The organism is Ruegeria sp. CDSC025, from assembly GCF_059610805.1.
Genome location: NZ_JBXWOJ010000005.1, coordinates 222,022 through 237,186 on the forward strand (window position 1 = coordinate 222,022; position 15,165 = coordinate 237,186).

The following is a 15,165-nucleotide window of genomic DNA, read 5'->3' on the forward strand; positions in this document are numbered from 1 at the left end:
AGAAAGGCGGAACAACCGCCTCTCTGCCTCATTTGATTTCGGGCAAGGACGTTCCGGCGCCGGTGATTAAACCTGGCGCAAATGATCGGAGACTACCATGGCAGGCTGGCCCCTATTCTTTGCTGCACTGATAGCGTTTCTGGCGACCCATGCGATACCAGCGCGCCCCGCTGTGCGCGATCGTCTGATCACTACGTTCGGACGGCGCGGGTATTTCGTGGCTTATTCCATCTTGTCTCTGCTGGTTCTGGGTTGGTTGATCATCGCTGCAGCGCAAGCCCCGTATGTCGAGGTGATCCCACCCATTTGGATATTCCGCTGGATTCCCGTTCTGATGATGCCCGTTGTGTGCTGGCTCGCGGTTGCGGGCTTGACGATCCAGAACCTGTTTTCATTTGGTGGCCTGGGCCAGCGCCCGTTCGATCCGGAAAAGCCCGGCATTCTGCGCACCACGCGCCACCCGGTTTTGGTGGCGCTGTTGGTGTGGGCTGTCGCTCATCTGCTGGCCAATGGTAGCCTGTCCCACGTGATTTTGTTCGGTTTGTTTGCGGTATTTGCTGCGATGGGGCTGCCGCTGATTGATCGACGCAAGTCCCGTCAGATGGGTGCTGAATGGGGTCGGCTATCGCGCAACACTGCAAGGTTTTCTTTGCGTGCGCCACGCCCTTGGCCGCCTGTTTGGATCGGGTTTGTAGCGCTGGCGGCATTTGCAATCCTGCTTCACCTACACGAACCGGTGATCGGATTGTCTCCGCTGCCATAAGCTGAGTGGTGGTCGGGGCGGGTCGTGCGTGCTATTTGATGTTTCGAATTGTTGCGACAAGGGGATTTGCATGTACCTCGCCTATGTTACGACCACCGACCGCGGTGCAACTGACCGTCTGCTGAGCGCGGCTGCGGATCGCCTTTTGGCGGTAGATGCGCAGTTGGCGGGTGTGGTGCAAACCAACACCGAATGCGCCGACAGCAGCAAGTGCGACATGGACGTCCGTGTCCTGCCCGAGGGCGAGACCATCCGGATTTCGCAGTCTTTGGGTACTCAGTCGCGCGGCTGCCGTCTGGACCCTGCTGCACTTGAGCGGGCAGTTGGATATGTGACGGCATCGCTGGCAGAGAATCCCCATTTGCTGATCGTTAACAAGTTCGGCAAGCACGAGGCGGATGGGCGCGGTTTTCGCCCGGTCATCGCTGAAGCACTGGCGCAGGACATTCCGGTTCTTGTCGGGGTGAACGGTTTGAACACGGCCAAATTCGAAGAATTTACGGGCGGCGGTGCCGAGCAGATTGAGCCCGACCTTGAGGCGATCTTGGCCTGGTTTGACCGGGTCACTGCGCAACGTGAAGCTGCCGCCTGACAGAACGGTCATAAGGCGGGGCCATTGGTCCTGCCAATTTCTGCATGGTGCGGTGTGATCAGCCATCCATCACCCGCGCTGGTAAAGCTTGCTAGATGTCTGGAAGAAAATGGTGGGCGACCCTGGAATCGAACCAGGCGTGCGTCTCCGCGAGGGAGTTACAGTCCCCTGCCACACCTTGCGGCCTGTCGCCCACTGTCAGGCGTTGCACCTGACGTGGAGGCGTGATTACTAGCGCTCTAAAGGAGCGTCAACAGGAAAATACTGCTTTGACGCAGGAAACCGAATTCGCGGCCCGGAGGCCAAAGAAATGAAGAAACCCAAGTGGGTCGTCGAAAAAGAACAGGCGCGCAAAGCTGCCGCATCCGAAACTGTTTGGCTGTTTGGTCTGCATGCAGTGCGGGATGCGCTGATGAACCCAAACCGCACAAAATTGCACCTGATTGTGACACGGAATGCGCGGGACAAGCTGGTGGAAGCCATTGAATTTGCAGGTATTGAGCCCGAGATGGTTGATCCACGCAAATTTACCGCTCCGATCGACCCGGGGTCGGTTCATCAGGGCGCGGCCCTTGAGGTTAAGCCTTTGGAATGGGGTGGTCTGGCGGAAAACTGCATCGGGCGCGAACACCCGCGCGTCATTTTGTTAGACCGCGTAACCGACCCCCATAATGTCGGAGCGATTCTACGGTCAGCTGAGGTTCTTGGAGCCAGCGCTGTTGTCGGTATGCGCCATCACGCGGCGCCGGAAACTGGCGCGCTGGCCAAGACCGCCAGCGGCGCACTGGAACGTCAACCCTATCTGCGGGTGCGTAACCTGGCTGATGCCATTGTCGAGTTGCAGGGAATGGGGTTTCTGGTCCTAGGACTGGACGGCGAGGCGGACGACACGATCGAGGCCGCCTTGGGAGGTAACCCGGACCAGCCAGTGGCATTGGTGTTAGGCGCAGAGGGACCGGGCCTGAGGCAAAAAACCAAAGAAACCGTCGACAAGTTGGTCAAAATTGACGCTGTGGGCGGGTTTGGTTCCCTCAATGTCTCAAATGCGGCGGCGATTGCCCTATATGCTTCTAGGCAAAGATAACGACAGGAGAACGCCATTTCCACGCCATCCAAAATTGCGACCTGCTGTTACTGTGGGACCCGGGCAGCGCTTGTTCTAAAAGGCACGCAGCGCCAAGAGCTCAGTTGTTCAAGCTGCGGTGCCCCGCTGCATAACCTCAAGATGATGCCAAAGCGCAAACTGGAAGATGCCAAGGCGAACCGTCAAACAGCCAAGCAGGATCGTCCCTACAAGAGCAAAAAGAAGAAGAAAAAAGGCGTTTTCTCACGGGTGCTGGATGAAGCCTGGGATGTGATCGAGGACATTTTCGACTAAAGGCTGGCGTTGACGGTTCGAATGTTCACAAGCGCGTTAAAAGGGGTTTCAGTTGCGATAATAAATTGCATCTTGATACCCTGAGTTTCTATTTGTGATCCGATGACCATGAACAGACGTTTCCTTTTTGGCGCGATTGCCGCCTGTGTGATTGCTCTTCCTGCGTTTGCGCAGGATCTGCCCGTCTTCTATCGGACGGACGGTGCAGCTATGGCCGGATATGATGCGGTGTCCTATTTCAATGGCGAAACGCCTGTTCGGGGTCAGCCTGAATATGCGGTTATGTGGAAAGGCGCTGAATGGCACTTTGCCACCGCTGAGAATCGGGATGCGTTTGAGATGAATCCGCGTGCCTATGCACCTCAGTTCGGCGGGTACTGCGCCTTTGCAATGGCGCAAGGAGAGCTTGTCAGCACCGATCCGACTATTTGGCAGGTGATTGACGGTCGGCTATATCTAACCCACTCGCCAGAAATCGAGCGCATCTGGCAACGCGATACCGCAGCTTATATCCGCGAGGCCGAAGCGCATTGGCCAAGCGTTCTGTATGAATAACAGGGCGGCGGCCGTTTTTTTCTGATCTGTCATCACAAAATTGCGCGCTACCTCTTTTTTTCTCTGATCTCATGCTTAAATGTCACAGTGACCGCGGAACGGAACTGCCGCGGGTCATTTCACTGTCCCTCGTTCCAACAACTGGCGCTCAGGTATTCCTGGGCGCTTTTTTCTTTTGGAAAGGGCGACTAGGGTGCGCAAATGACTGAATATTCCGATGATTTCCTGACCCGGATTCTAAAGCGTACCAAAACCATTGCGGTGGCGGGCGTGTCGATGAATCCGGTGCGACCCAGCTATTATGTGGCGCGGTATTTGTCACTCAGGGGATACAAAGTGATCCCTGTTAACCCCGGCCATGCGGGCAAGATGCTGTTTGGCCAGACAATCCGTGCGTCGCTATCCGAGATTTCCGAACCGGTAGACATGGTCGATATCTTTCGCCGATCCGAAGCTGTACCACCCATAGTGGACGAGGCGCTTGAGGCGTTTCCCAATCTGCGCACAATCTGGATGCAGATTGGAATAGAACATGCCACGGCTGCGGCTACAGCGCAGGTGCGCGGGGTGGATGTCGTGATGAACCGCTGCCCGAAGATCGAATATCAGCGTTTGTTTGGCGAATTGCGCATGGGTGGTTTTGCCACCGGAATGATTTCGTCGAAACTCTGAGCGGTTATTCACCGAGATATGGTTGCAGTTCGCCGAATTGTTCCAAACGCCGCTTTTCCAGAACCACTTCGCGCGGAACCCAGTCATAGCGCGTGTCTTGTGGTAAGGGCGTCCAGTACAGCACGCCGCCATAGCGCCAGGGGTCCAGCACAACACCGTCATACATTGTCTCGCCTTTGCGACTAATGATTGCAGTGCTGTGGTCGATCCGGAACGGGTTGTCGGCATTAGCGATGGCGCGGTGCATTTCCAGCGTCCGGAAGTTTTCTTGATCCAGCCGCCGTTCGATATCCTCGGCCCAGTGCCAACACAGTCCGCGCGGCTTCAGGCCCTTGTTGACTTTGGCATTGTGGATCAGTGGCGGGTCGGTGATCTGATATTCCTGGGCCAGTTGATCGGTGTAGGCATAGGCAATGCGCGCGGCGCGGTTGGCCTCTTCAGGGTCGATGTCAGGCCCGAGGTTGCGGATTTCAGACGCCAGGCGCTGAACTTCATCACTGGTGGACGGCGGGGCAATTGCGCAGGACCCCAGAACGGCTAGCGCCAGTCCAAATACCAAAGCTCTGATCATCTGCGCGCCCTTTGACCTGCGAACCTGTCAGGATCAGAATAAAGGATCGACAACACCTGCGTCACCCCTTGGGTCGCGCGGCCTTTTCCGCGATGCCGCTGGTGCCCTGACGCCGGACCAGTTCGGCCAACACATCATCCAGCGCCACATCGCGCGCGGCCAGCATGACCAGCAGGTGATACAGTACATCCGCCGCCTCTGAGGTCAGCTTGGCCTGGTCGCCCTTGACCGCCTCAATGATGGCCTCAACCGCCTCTTCGCCGAATTTCTCGGCGCATTTCTCGGGGCCCTTGGCCAACAGCTTGGCGGTCCAGCTGCCTTCAGGATCCGTCCCTTTGCGGGCCTCAATCGTTTGGGCCAGGTCGTGCAGAATGCTCATGTCAGCCTCATCGGGATGCCAGCGGCAGCCATGTGTTCCTTGGCCTCGCGGATGGTGAATTCGCCGAAGTGAAAGATCGATGCGGCAAGGACAGCGCTGGCACCGCCTTCGGTGACGCCTTCGACCAGATGATCCAGAGTTCCAACCCCGCCCGAGGCGATCACTGGTACATTCACAGCATCCGAAATGGCGCGTGTCAGCGGCAAGTTGAACCCGGCTTTGGTACCATCGCGATCCATCGAAGTCAGCAGAATCTCACCCGCGCCCTTGGCGACGACGGTTTTGGCGAACTCAACCGCGTCGATGCCGGTGGGCTTGCGTCCGCCATGAGTGAAAATTTCCCACTTTCCAGGGCTGACGGTCTTGGCGTCGATGGCACAGACGATGCACTGGCTGCCGAATTGATCGGCGGCTTGGGCGATCACATCCGGGTTTGCCACTGCCGCCGAGTTGAAGCTGACCTTGTCTGCACCGGCCAGCAACAGAGCGCGCACGTCTTCCTTGGTCCGCACGCCGCCGCCAACGGTCAGGGGTACAAAGCACTGTTCCGCTGTGCGCTGCACCACATCGAACATGGTCCCCCGGTTTTCATGGGTGGCATGGATGTCCAGAAAGCAAATCTCGTCAGCGCCTGCCGCGTCATAGGCCTTGGCGGATTCCACCGGGTCACCCGCATCGCGCAAGCCAACAAAGTTAACACCTTTGACAACGCGGCCATCGGCGACATCCAGACAGGGTATGATACGGGTTTTCAGCATCTCTCGTCCTTTGTTGGCGCACCTCTAACGGCAAAGCCCCGCCGATGCCAGACTTGTGATTGTCACAACTCTGGAACCTGTGAAAACTGTCCCCAATTCATCAGGAGATCAATGAGATGCGTAGACTCTTTTTAGCAACCACTTTCATTTTCGCAGGAGCAGCTGCCGCAATGGCTGACGATATCATCAAGATGAAGACCGACAAATCGGTGACCCAGGCGCTGGACGCGCTTGAGGCGGCGATTGGCAACGCGGGTGCAACGGTTTTTGCGCGGATCGACCACGCCGCCGGAGCTGAAAAGGTCGGAACGCCTATCCCGCCCAATCAGGTGCTGATTTTCGGCAATCCTGCGCTAGGTACGCCTGCAATGCAGATCGACCCGCGTGCCGGACTGTTCCTGCCGCTCAAGGTGCAAGCGTATGAAGATGCCGACGGTCAGGTTTGGCTGATCTATGAAGATCCAAAAGAGACGATGGATGAGTTCGACGCGGTCGAAAACTCTCCCATCATCGAGAAAATGCGCGCGGCGCTGGCAAAGCTGACTGCGGCTGCCGCGCAGTAAATCAGGTCAGGGCGCGAATGGCCTCTGCCAGGTCAATCGCGCCGTCATACAGCGCCCGACCGGAAATCGCGCCGTTCAATTCCACACCGCAATCACGCAGAGCAATCAGATCATCCAATGAGCTGACGCCGCCTGACGCGATCACCGGGATCGATACGGCACGGGCCAAGTCCGCGGTGGCCTCAATGTTAGGGCCCTGCATCGCGCCATCGCGGTTGATATCGGTATAGATGATTGCAGCAACGCCAGCGTCTTCGAAGCTGCGCGCCAGATCAGTGACCTGTACATTCGTCTCTTCAGCCCAGCCTTTGGTCGCGACCATGCCGTTGCGGGCATCAATGCCAACGGCAACTTTGCCGGGAAAGGCTTTGGCCGCCTCGCGCACCAGATCCGGGTTCTCGACCGCGATTGTGCCCAGAATCACTCGGGCCAGACCTTTGTCGATCCAGGTTTCAATGGTGGCCATGTCGCGGATACCGCCGCCAAGCTGGGCGGGAACGTTGCATTCCTTCAGAATTGCCTCGACTGGGGCGGCGTTGACCGGCTCACCGGCAAAGGCACCGTTCAGGTCAACCAGATGTAGCCATTCGCACCCCGCGTCGACAAAGGCACGGGCCTGGGCGGCGGGGTCTTCATTGAACACGGTCGCTTTGTCCATTTCTCCGCGCAGCAGGCGCACGGCCTGTCCGTCTTTGAGGTCGATGGCAGGATAGAGGATCATGTTGTCAGGCCTTGAATCGCTGTTTTCCCGGCGGGATATCGCACAGGCAGGGCAGGGGATGCAACGCGACGCAAAGTCAATCTTGCCCCACGTCCACCAGCGCGCCAGACTGCTGGTCAAATAGGGAGGATTTTATGAAGAAAACAACTTTTGCAGCAGCCTTGGGGCTGGCATCTCTGATTTCGGGAGCGGCGATGGCCGACCCGGTTGACGGTCTTTGGAAAACCCAGCCCGGAGACACCGGCGGATATCTGCATGTTTCGATCGCCGAATGCGGCAGCGCGATTTGCGGTACCATCGATACCGCTTTTGACAAAGACGGGAATGAACAGCTGGAATATGAAAATCTCGGCAAGCAGATCATCTGGGATATGGTGCCTGATGGCGACGGCACCTATGGCGGGGGCAAGATCTGGGCTCCGGACAGAGACAAGACCTACAGCTCGAAAATGACCCTGGACAGCCAGAACAAGCTGACCGTCAAAGGTTGTGTTGCGGGTGGATTGGTGTGTCGCGGGCAGGACTGGATACGGGTTCAGTAACCGCTCAGGGCGTCCAGGTCAGGAAATTCCCGATCATGCGCAGGCCCACATCCTGGCTTTTCTCAGGATGGAACTGCATCCCGACCATAGTGTCACGGCCAATTACGGCCGTGACGTCCTGACCGTAATCCACATAGGCCAGACGCTGTGCCGGATCGCTGACCCGGAAATGGTATGAGTGGACGAAATAGGCGTGATCGCCTGATGTGACCCCGGCAAAGACAGGGTGTTCGCTTTCCAACACCAGATCGTTCCAACCCATATGCGGCACTTTCAGCGACCGGTCTGACGGCGCAATCTGCACCACATCCCCAGCAATCCAGTCCAACCCATCGGTGTCAGTGTACTCATGACCTTTCGAGGCCATCAGCTGCATACCCACGCAGATACCCAGAAATGGGCGGGCTTTCTGCTCGACCGCTTCGACCATCGCGTCATAGATACCCTTGTGCCCGCGCAGCTCGGCCGCGCAGGCAGGGAAAGCGCCGTCACCGGGCAGCACCAGCCGGTCGGCGCGTGCAACGACATCCGCGTCTGAAGTTACTACGACCTCGCCGGCGTCCAGTTCCCGCGCCATGCGCTGAAACGCCTTTTCAACGGAATGCAAATTGCCGCTTTCATAGTCGATAATGGCGGTGAGCATTTACAACGCGCCCTTGGTCGACGGAATCGCATCTGCTTTGCGCGCATCGGTCTCAACCGCGTCGCGCAATGCGCGCGCGACAGCTTTGAACGCCGCTTCTGCGATGTGGTGGCTGTTGAACCCGTGCAACTGGTCGATATGCAGCGTGATGCCGCCATGAGTGGCCAGCGCCTGAAAGAACTCGCACACCAGTTCAGTGTCGAAGGTGCCAATCTTGGGTGTCGGCAGGTCTACGTTCCAGATCAGAAACGGTCGCCCTGACAGATCCAGCGCACAGCGCACCTGTGCATCGTCCATCGGCAGGTGACATTCGCCATACCGCCGGATGCCCTTTTTGTCGCCCAAGGCCAGTGTCAACGCTTGCCCCAGTGCGATTCCGGTATCCTCGACCGTGTGGTGGTCGTCGATGTGGTAATCGCCCTTGGCGCGGATCGTCATGTCGATCAGAGAATGGCGCGCTAACTGATCCAGCATGTGGTCAAAGAAACCGACGCCGGTCTGGTTGTCATACTGGCCAGTCCCATCCAGATTGACCTCGACCGTGATCTCGGTTTCGGCGGTCTGACGGCTGATCTTTGCGCTGCGCATGGGCGAATTCCTTTTACTACAGGCGTGCTTATAGACGGGGTAGGGCGGGTTGATCCAGACCATCCGTCGCAATCGCCGCAAACTGTTGCAGGGGATTGCGCCCGGGCGCAGCCCATGTCAGCCTGCGGCCAACTCAACCAACAAGGCTCGGCCCATGTCCACCTGTGTTTTCATCCAGATCCGCTGCAAACCCGGCACCACTTACAAGGTGGCTGAAGAGATCGCGTTGCGCGAAATCCACTCGGAGCTCTACTCTACCAGCGGCGAATATGACCTGCTGCTGAAGCTTTACATCCCCGAGGCCGAGGATGTGGGACATTTCATCAATGAAAATCTGCTGGTGATCTCGGGTATAGAACGCTCGCTGACCACAATGACGTTCAAGGCGTTCTAGCCCTGCTCAAACGTTGTCACTCGGAAGATTCGGTCCGGGTCGTGATCGGAGTACTTCGGCGCGGTGTCAAAGACGTTCTTATGCGCCGTCCGCGCGGCCAATGTGAAGGTGGCTTTGTTCGGTTGCGGCATATGAACATATACGCGGGTCATGCTTTTTCAGCAGGCCGCGCCATAAGAAAACAGCGTTGAGTGAGAGGGTTTGTATCTGGAGCGGGCGAGGCGATTCGAACGCCCGACCCTAACCTTGGCAAGGTTATGCTCTACCCCTGAGCTACGCCCGCATCAGATACATATTTGGTCCGGAGACCTCTCAATGGAGCGGGCGAGGCGATTCGAACGCCCGACCCTAACCTTGGCAAGGTTATGCTCTACCCCTGAGCTACGCCCGCGCCGTTGAGTGAGGCGTGAAGTATTAATTCTGGCGGAAAGCTGCAAGGGGAAAAACGCGACTTTTGCAAAAAATCTTCTCGTGCGGAGGAAATCCAGACAGACTTGACCTCGCGTAGCAGCAGCCCGGTTCAACTGGACCGGTCGAGATTCCGCGTTAAGCTTTGCCCAGAGCTTAGGAATATTAATAGACGGAGCCACCCATGCTGACAATTACACCGGTTTATGCGGCATTAGCCGCCTTTTTGTATCTGGCGCTGAGCCTTCGGGTCATTGGCCACCGACGGGGCGAAAAGGTTTCCTACGGGGATGGTGGCAAGGGGCAAATGATCAAGGCGATCCGAACTCATGGCAATTTCGCGGAATACGCGCCGTTTGCGCTGTTATTGATGGCGATGGTTGAATTGCAGGGCGCCAGCGGGTTGCTGTTGAACCTGTTGGGATTGGCCTTGCTGGGTGGTCGCCTGCTTCATGCATATGGGTTTGGCAGGTCTCCGCAGATCGTTATCCTCAGGCAAATCGGAATGCTGCTGACATTTGGTTCAATCTTCGTAGCTGCAATAGCCAATATTGTGCTGGCGGTGTGAGCGCGGTGGGTCGCACACGCCGAAAAAAGCCACCATTTTACCCAAATTCAATTATTAACTAACTGTCAACGTTAACTCAGGTGCTTGATTTTGTGGTATCTGCTGCCACTGCTCAAGAAGGACAGGTGAATAATATGAAACGGTTCTTGTTACTTTCGCGTGTAGTTGCGACCTCATTTCTGCTGCTTGGCGCTGTAAGCTTTGTGGCAGTTGTTGCCGTACCTGATATGGCCATCGCCAAAAATGGTGGCGGCAAAGGTAATGGCGGTGGCAAAGGCAATGGTGGTGGAAATGGGAACGGCGCGGATAAGTCTGGCGACAAGTCCTCACAGGTGAAAGGTGGCAAGTCCTTGGGTAAAAAGGGGACTGGCAAAGGGTTGCTCGCCAGTCTTGGCCTGAAAAAGCAAAAAACTGCCAAAACGGGCGCTACGACTCAAAAGAAAAACGGGCTGGTCGCTTCGATTGGTAATCTGGTCAAGGGCAATAAGAAACCTGCCAAGATGACCAAAGTTACCACTGCTGTCGTTGATGAGGAGCCGGTTCACCCCAACAAGCACGGCAAAATTGCATCGGAGCTTAAAGGTCTGAACGCAGCCCATGCCAGCCAAACGGCTCTTATGAATGCGTCTCCGAACAGTATGCCAGGAAAACTGTACTCTTATCAGCAGAGCATTCTTGGTCATACCGATGCGGCGACAGATCTGCAGGATAAGAACGACGAACTGGAAGACCTGCAGGAACTGACCGCAGAAGAGATCGAAGAGGCCTATGAGCCGACCGAAGACGAGCTTGCCGAGGGCATCACCGCTCAGGACAAGTACGACGACGCGGTCGAAGAGGCTGCGCTGGCTGTAGAGGAGGCCGAGACAAACCTGGCCGGATCTTCTGACCCGCAAGAGGCTCTGGATACTCTGACCGGCGGTCGCGAGTTGTCTGACGACGCCCTGAACGAGCTGCACGACCTGCTGGGTCTGCCGGCGCTTGCGGATTATGATGTTTCTGGTGATGAAACAGAAAAGGCATTGGTCGAAGATGAGGTTGAAGGAGAAACCGTAGACGGCTGAACCTTAACCCAATGAAATGGAAAAGGCGCGCCCCAGAGGCGCGCCTTTTTTTGCTATTCCAGCTCGATCAGCAGGTCCTTGGCGTCAATTTGGCCGCCTGGCTGAACGTGGATGGCTTTGACTACGGCGTCCCTTTCGGCGTGAATGCCAGTCTCCATCTTCATGGCCTCGATGGTCAAAAGCATATCGCCTTCTTTGACCTCTTGTCCCGCAGTAACCGCAACGGTTGCCACGACACCCGGCATCGGTGCGCCGATATGTGCGAGGTTGCCGATTTCCGCTTTGGGTCGGGCCTGCGTGGTTGACGTCACCAGACGGTTTGGCACCCGGATCACACGGGGCTGACCGTTCAGTTCAAAGAACACTTTGACCTCACCATTTTCATCGGTTTCACCGATGGCCTGACAGCGAATCTCAAGAGTCTTGCCGGGATCGATTTCCGCGGCGATCTCTTCGCCGGGCTCCATTCCATAGAAGAATGTGCGCGTGGGCAGGGTGCGGACGGGGCCATAGATCCGATGGCGACCCATGTAATCAAGGAACACCTTGGGATACATCAGGTATCCGTTCAGATCCTCGTCGTCGACCTCTTTGCCGTCAAGTTGTTTGGATAGCTCGGCGCGCGTTTCCTCCAGATCGACCGGGGGTACGTCTTTGCCGGGGCGGTCAGTGTTGGGGCTTTCGCCCTTAAGCGCCTTGCTGATGATCGCATCAGGGAACCCGCCCGGAGGCTGCCCCAGATTGCCGCGCATCATGTCGATGACCGAATCCGGGAAGGCCACGTCCGAGTCCGGGTTTTCGACATCGGCGCGCGTCAGCCCTTGGCTGACCATCATCAGCGCCATGTCGCCAACCACTTTTGACGAAGGCGTGACTTTGACGATATCGCCGAACATCTGGTTCACGTCCGCATACATCTGCGCCACTTCATGCCAACGCTCTTCCAGGCCAAGGCTGCGCGCCTGAGCCTTGAGGTTAGTGAACTGGCCACCGGGCATCTCGTGCAGATATACCTCGGATGCAGGGGCCTGCAGGCTGGATTCAAAGGCCGCATACTGGCCTCGGACCACCTCGAAATAGTCGCTGATTTCGCGGATGGCTTTGATGTCCAGACCGGTGTCGCGTTCCGTATGGCGCAGCGCTTCGACCACAGTGCCCAATGTCGCCTGAGAAGTGTTGCCACTGAAGCTGTCCATCGCGCAATCCACTGCGTCCACACCCGCCTCGGAGGCGGCCAGAATGGTGGCGCTGGCGATACCGGCAGTGTCGTGCGTGTGGAAGTGGATTGGCAACCCGACCTCTTCTTTCAGCGCACGGATCAAAATCTTGGCCGAGGCTGGTTTCAGCAGGCCGGCCATGTCTTTCAGGCCCAGAATATGAGCCCCGGCATCGCGCAACTCTTTCGCCATGCCAACATAGTATTTTAGGTCATATTTGGCACGGTTCGGGTCCAGAATATCGCCAGTATAGCAAACGGTGCCTTCACAGATTTTACCGTTCTCGACCACCGCATCCATCGCGACACGCATATTTTCGACCCAGTTGAGAGAGTCGAAGACGCGAAACACGTCGATATTTTCTGACGCCTGACGAACGAATTCCTGCACCACGTTGTCGGGGTAATTGGTGTATCCAACCCCGTTTGCACCGCGCAAAAGCATCTGGGTCATCAGGTTCGGCATCACCTCGCGCAGGTCACGCAGACGTTGCCACGGACATTCCTGCAAGAACCGATAAGCCACATCGAAAGTGGCGCCGCCCCAGCATTCGACGCTGAACAGCTGCGGCAGGTTGGCCGCATAGCTCGGGGCCACTTTGATCATGTCGATCGACCGCATCCGCGTCGCCAGCAGCGACTGGTGCCCGTCGCGCATCGTGGTGTCGGTGATCAGCAACTGGCGCTGAGCCTTCATCCAATCGGCCACCGCCTGCGGGCCCTTTTGTTCTAGCAGATTGCGGGTGCCCATCTGCGGTTCACTTTTCAGAGCCGGGGCCTTGGCCTCTTTCAGATCGGTACGCGGTTCGGGACGATCCTTGGTTTCGGGATGCCCATTCACGGTGATATCCGCAATATAGGTCAGAACCTTGGTGCCCCTGTCACGGCGTCGTTTAAAGGTGAACAGCTCGGGCGTCGTGTCGATGAACTTGGTGGTGTATTCATTCGACAGGAAGGTCGGGTGTTTCAGCAGGTTGATGACAAAGTCGATATTGGTGCTGACGCCACGAATACGGAACTCGCGCAGCGCTCGGTCCATTCGCGAAATCGCGGCCTGTGGCGTCGGGGCCCAGGCCGTGACCTTGGTCAGCAGCGAGTCGTAGTACCGCGTGATTACACCACCCGCATAGGCCGTGCCGCCATCTAGGCGAATACCCATGCCAGTAGCCGAGCGGTATGCGGTGATGCGACCGTAGTCGGGAATAAAGTTGTTCTGTGGGTCTTCGGTTGTGATCCGGGTCTGAAGGGCATGACCGTTCAGGTGCACATCCGCTTGGCTGGCGGCGCCGGTGGCTTCGGCCAACGATTTGCCCTCGGCGATCAGAATCTGTGCCTGCACAATGTCGATACCTGTGACTTCCTCGGTGACGGTATGTTCCACCTGAACGCGCGGGTTCACCTCGATGAAGTAGAACTTGCTGGTTTCCATATCCATCAGGAACTCGACGGTGCCTGCGCATTCATAATTTACATGGGCGCAAATCTTGCGGCCCAGTTCGCAGATTTCCGCGCGTTGTTCTTCACTGAGATACGGGGCAGGCGCGCGTTCCACGACTTTCTGATTACGTCGCTGGACCGAGCAGTCGCGCTCATACAGGTGGTAAATTTCGCCATGTTTGTCGCCCAGAATCTGCACCTCGACATGGCGGGCGCGGATAATCATCTTTTCCAGATAGCCCTCGCCATTGCCAAAGGCAGCCTCGGCTTCGCGGCGGCCTTCCAGGACTTTTTCTTCCATTTCGTCCTCGGATTCGATTGGGCGCATGCCGCGGCCACCTCCGCCCCAGGATGCTTTGAGCATCAGGGGATATCCGATCTCTTTGGCTTGTGACCGGATCGCGTCCATATCGTCGCCCAGCACTTCGGTCGCTGGGATCACCGGAACTCCGGCGGCGATGGCCACGCGGCGGGCGCTGGCCTTGTCGCCCAAGGCGCGCATGGTTTCGGCCTTTGGTCCAATGAAGGTGATCCCGTTCTGGACGCAGGCATCCACGAAATCTGGGTTTTCCGACAACAAGCCATAGCCCGGGTGGATGGCATCCGCACCACATTCCTTGGCCACGCGAATAATCTCGTCAATGCTGAGGTAAGCGGCAACCGGCCCCATCCCCTCGCCGATGCGATAGGCCTCGTCCGCCTTGAAACGGTGCAAGCCAAGCTTGTCCTCTTCCGCATATACGGCGACTGTGCGTTTGCCCATCTCATTCGCTGCGCGCATCACGCGAATGGCAATCTCGCCGCGGTTGGCGATCAGGATCTTGTCGAAATGTGTCATATCAGGTCCCGGTCCTGTTTGTTTGGCGAACTTCTAGGCGAACAATACGCGCAGGTATATCGGTGATTTGGGTAGAACCGGCATGTTAACGCTCGCAAACGCCTCCTGTTGGTGAATGCTTGATAGCCTTGCTGCGCTGCGGCATCAAGACTGGTGAATTGCGGCGTGATTTGGTGTGTTCATTAAGGACTTTTTGACCACGGTCGGCAGGTGCTTTGCCGAGTTTCGACACATTAGGCAAGTTGCGCGCATGGTCGTGCCGGGTGCCGAGCCGATTGACTTCAAGAACGTTGGGAATGAAAGGCCTGACCGTGTCCGGTTATCGTGGATGTGTAGCCCCGAGAGGTTTTGGGCAGATCGTTTGCGTGCTGCTTGCCTCAAATCATTGCGTTACTTCTTTATCCGATCCTCTGAAAGATCACCGACCGTTTAAGAGTCTAGGCTCCAGACTCATTGATTTACAGCCAGAATAGGACTGTAGCAGCGAGAGCGATGGCCGAGAGGAATACCTTTGG

The 15,165-nt window shown here is 57.1% G+C and carries 19 protein-coding genes and 3 tRNA genes; 11 read left to right on the top strand and 11 right to left on the bottom strand.

Annotated features, from left to right (window positions below; all coding sequences use genetic code 11):
* The first annotated feature begins 97 nt into the window (after positions 1–97).
* Both AC2FH8_RS10255 and AC2FH8_RS10260 read left to right on the top strand, forming a co-directional pair.
* On the top strand, positions 98–763 hold the full coding sequence (locus AC2FH8_RS10255; RefSeq protein ID WP_496689694.1) for an NnrU family protein: 666 nt from the start codon (positions 98–100) through the stop codon (positions 761–763).
* A gap of 70 nt (positions 764–833) precedes the next feature.
* The gene (locus tag AC2FH8_RS10260) at positions 834–1,355 is read left to right on the top strand and encodes a DUF2478 domain-containing protein (protein ID WP_271949499.1); all 522 of its coding nucleotides are present in this window, start codon (positions 834–836) and stop codon (positions 1,353–1,355) included.
* Between the two features lie 110 nt (positions 1,356–1,465).
* Here AC2FH8_RS10260 and AC2FH8_RS10265 read toward each other — a convergent pair.
* Positions 1,466–1,549: transfer RNA gene (locus tag AC2FH8_RS10265), tRNA-Tyr, on the bottom strand.
* A gap of 116 nt (positions 1,550–1,665) precedes the next feature.
* Here AC2FH8_RS10265 and rlmB point away from each other — a divergent pair.
* The 4 genes from rlmB to AC2FH8_RS10285 all read left to right on the top strand — a co-directional run bounded on the left by rlmB (position 1,666) and on the right by AC2FH8_RS10285 (position 3,960).
* Complete coding sequence (rlmB, locus tag AC2FH8_RS10270; RefSeq protein ID WP_142636858.1) at positions 1,666–2,439, top strand: 23S rRNA (guanosine(2251)-2'-O)-methyltransferase RlmB; 774 nt, start codon at positions 1,666–1,668, stop codon at positions 2,437–2,439.
* Between the two features lie 15 nt (positions 2,440–2,454).
* Complete coding sequence (locus tag AC2FH8_RS10275) at positions 2,455–2,733, top strand: hypothetical protein (RefSeq protein WP_496689706.1); 279 nt, start codon at positions 2,455–2,457, stop codon at positions 2,731–2,733.
* A gap of 108 nt (positions 2,734–2,841) precedes the next feature.
* A complete protein-coding gene (locus AC2FH8_RS10280; protein ID WP_271949503.1) occupies positions 2,842–3,288 on the top strand; it encodes a YHS domain-containing (seleno)protein in 447 nt (148 codons plus the stop codon).
* Positions 3,289–3,489: 201 nt separating this feature from the next.
* Positions 3,490–3,960: a CoA-binding protein gene (locus tag AC2FH8_RS10285; protein ID WP_496689695.1), complete on the top strand. Its 471-nt coding sequence runs from the start codon at positions 3,490–3,492 to the stop codon at positions 3,958–3,960.
* 4 nt (positions 3,961–3,964) lie between these two features.
* Here AC2FH8_RS10285 and AC2FH8_RS10290 read toward each other — a convergent pair whose 3' ends face one another.
* The 3 genes from AC2FH8_RS10290 to hisF form a co-directional block, all read right to left on the bottom strand.
* On the bottom strand, positions 3,965–4,531 hold the full coding sequence (locus tag AC2FH8_RS10290) for a hypothetical protein (RefSeq protein WP_496689696.1): 567 nt from the start codon (positions 4,529–4,531) through the stop codon (positions 3,965–3,967).
* Positions 4,532–4,592: 61 nt separating this feature from the next.
* The gene (locus tag AC2FH8_RS10295; RefSeq protein ID WP_496689697.1) at positions 4,593–4,910 is read right to left on the bottom strand and encodes a phosphoribosyl-ATP diphosphatase; all 318 of its coding nucleotides are present in this window, start codon (positions 4,908–4,910) and stop codon (positions 4,593–4,595) included.
* Positions 4,907–5,668, bottom strand: coding sequence for an imidazole glycerol phosphate synthase subunit HisF (gene hisF, locus AC2FH8_RS10300; protein WP_271949509.1), 762 nt, complete (start codon positions 5,666–5,668; stop codon positions 4,907–4,909). Before hisF ends, AC2FH8_RS10295 begins: the two co-directional genes overlap by 4 nt.
* Positions 5,669–5,838: 170 nt before the next feature.
* On the opposite strand from hisF, the gene AC2FH8_RS10305 reads away from it, so the two are divergent.
* Positions 5,839–6,231, top strand: coding sequence for a DUF302 domain-containing protein (locus tag AC2FH8_RS10305; RefSeq protein WP_496689698.1), 393 nt, complete (start codon positions 5,839–5,841; stop codon positions 6,229–6,231).
* Position 6,232: 1 nt separating this feature from the next.
* Here AC2FH8_RS10305 and hisA read toward each other — a convergent pair whose 3' ends face one another.
* Positions 6,233–6,952, bottom strand: a complete 720-nt coding sequence (hisA, locus tag AC2FH8_RS10310; RefSeq protein ID WP_496689699.1) for a 1-(5-phosphoribosyl)-5-[(5-phosphoribosylamino)methylideneamino]imidazole-4-carboxamide isomerase — start codon at positions 6,950–6,952, stop codon at positions 6,233–6,235.
* 134 nt (positions 6,953–7,086) lie between these two features.
* Between hisA and AC2FH8_RS10315 the strand changes: the two genes are divergently transcribed.
* Positions 7,087–7,494: a DUF2147 domain-containing protein gene (locus AC2FH8_RS10315; RefSeq protein ID WP_496689700.1), complete on the top strand. Its 408-nt coding sequence runs from the start codon at positions 7,087–7,089 to the stop codon at positions 7,492–7,494.
* 4 nt (positions 7,495–7,498) lie between these two features.
* Here AC2FH8_RS10315 and hisH read toward each other — a convergent pair whose 3' ends face one another.
* Complete coding sequence (hisH, locus tag AC2FH8_RS10320) at positions 7,499–8,137, bottom strand: imidazole glycerol phosphate synthase subunit HisH (protein ID WP_496689701.1); 639 nt, start codon at positions 8,135–8,137, stop codon at positions 7,499–7,501.
* Entirely contained in the window at positions 8,138–8,725 is a 588-nt protein-coding gene (gene hisB / locus AC2FH8_RS10325) for an imidazoleglycerol-phosphate dehydratase HisB (protein ID WP_496689702.1), read from the bottom strand. It lies immediately after the preceding gene.
* 154 nt (positions 8,726–8,879) lie between these two features.
* Here hisB and AC2FH8_RS10330 point away from each other — a divergent pair, with 154 nt between their 5' ends.
* On the top strand, positions 8,880–9,119 hold the full coding sequence (locus AC2FH8_RS10330; RefSeq protein WP_142636899.1) for an Lrp/AsnC family transcriptional regulator: 240 nt from the start codon (positions 8,880–8,882) through the stop codon (positions 9,117–9,119).
* On the opposite strand, the gene AC2FH8_RS10335 is transcribed toward AC2FH8_RS10330, so the two are convergent.
* From AC2FH8_RS10335 to AC2FH8_RS10345, 3 genes are all read right to left on the bottom strand, one after another.
* Positions 9,116–9,271, bottom strand: coding sequence for a hypothetical protein (locus AC2FH8_RS10335; RefSeq protein WP_185956685.1), 156 nt, complete (start codon positions 9,269–9,271; stop codon positions 9,116–9,118). The genes AC2FH8_RS10330 and AC2FH8_RS10335 overlap by 4 nt on opposite strands.
* Positions 9,272–9,327: 56 nt before the next feature.
* Positions 9,328–9,402 (bottom strand) — tRNA-Gly (locus tag AC2FH8_RS10340).
* Between the two features lie 33 nt (positions 9,403–9,435).
* Positions 9,436–9,510: transfer RNA gene (locus AC2FH8_RS10345), tRNA-Gly, on the bottom strand.
* A 201-nt stretch (positions 9,511–9,711) separates the two neighbouring features.
* Here AC2FH8_RS10345 and AC2FH8_RS10350 point away from each other — a divergent pair.
* Together AC2FH8_RS10350 and AC2FH8_RS10355 are read left to right on the top strand one after the other, a co-directional pair.
* A complete protein-coding gene (locus AC2FH8_RS10350; protein WP_142636882.1) occupies positions 9,712–10,095 on the top strand; it encodes an MAPEG family protein in 384 nt (127 codons plus the stop codon).
* A gap of 134 nt (positions 10,096–10,229) precedes the next feature.
* Entirely contained in the window at positions 10,230–11,159 is a 930-nt protein-coding gene (locus AC2FH8_RS10355; RefSeq protein WP_496689703.1) for a hypothetical protein, read from the top strand.
* A 53-nt stretch (positions 11,160–11,212) separates the two neighbouring features.
* On the opposite strand, the gene AC2FH8_RS10360 is transcribed toward AC2FH8_RS10355, so the two are convergent.
* A complete protein-coding gene (locus AC2FH8_RS10360; RefSeq protein WP_142636886.1) occupies positions 11,213–14,650 on the bottom strand; it encodes a pyruvate carboxylase in 3,438 nt (1,145 codons plus the stop codon).
* Positions 14,651–15,165: the final 515 nt, after the last annotated feature.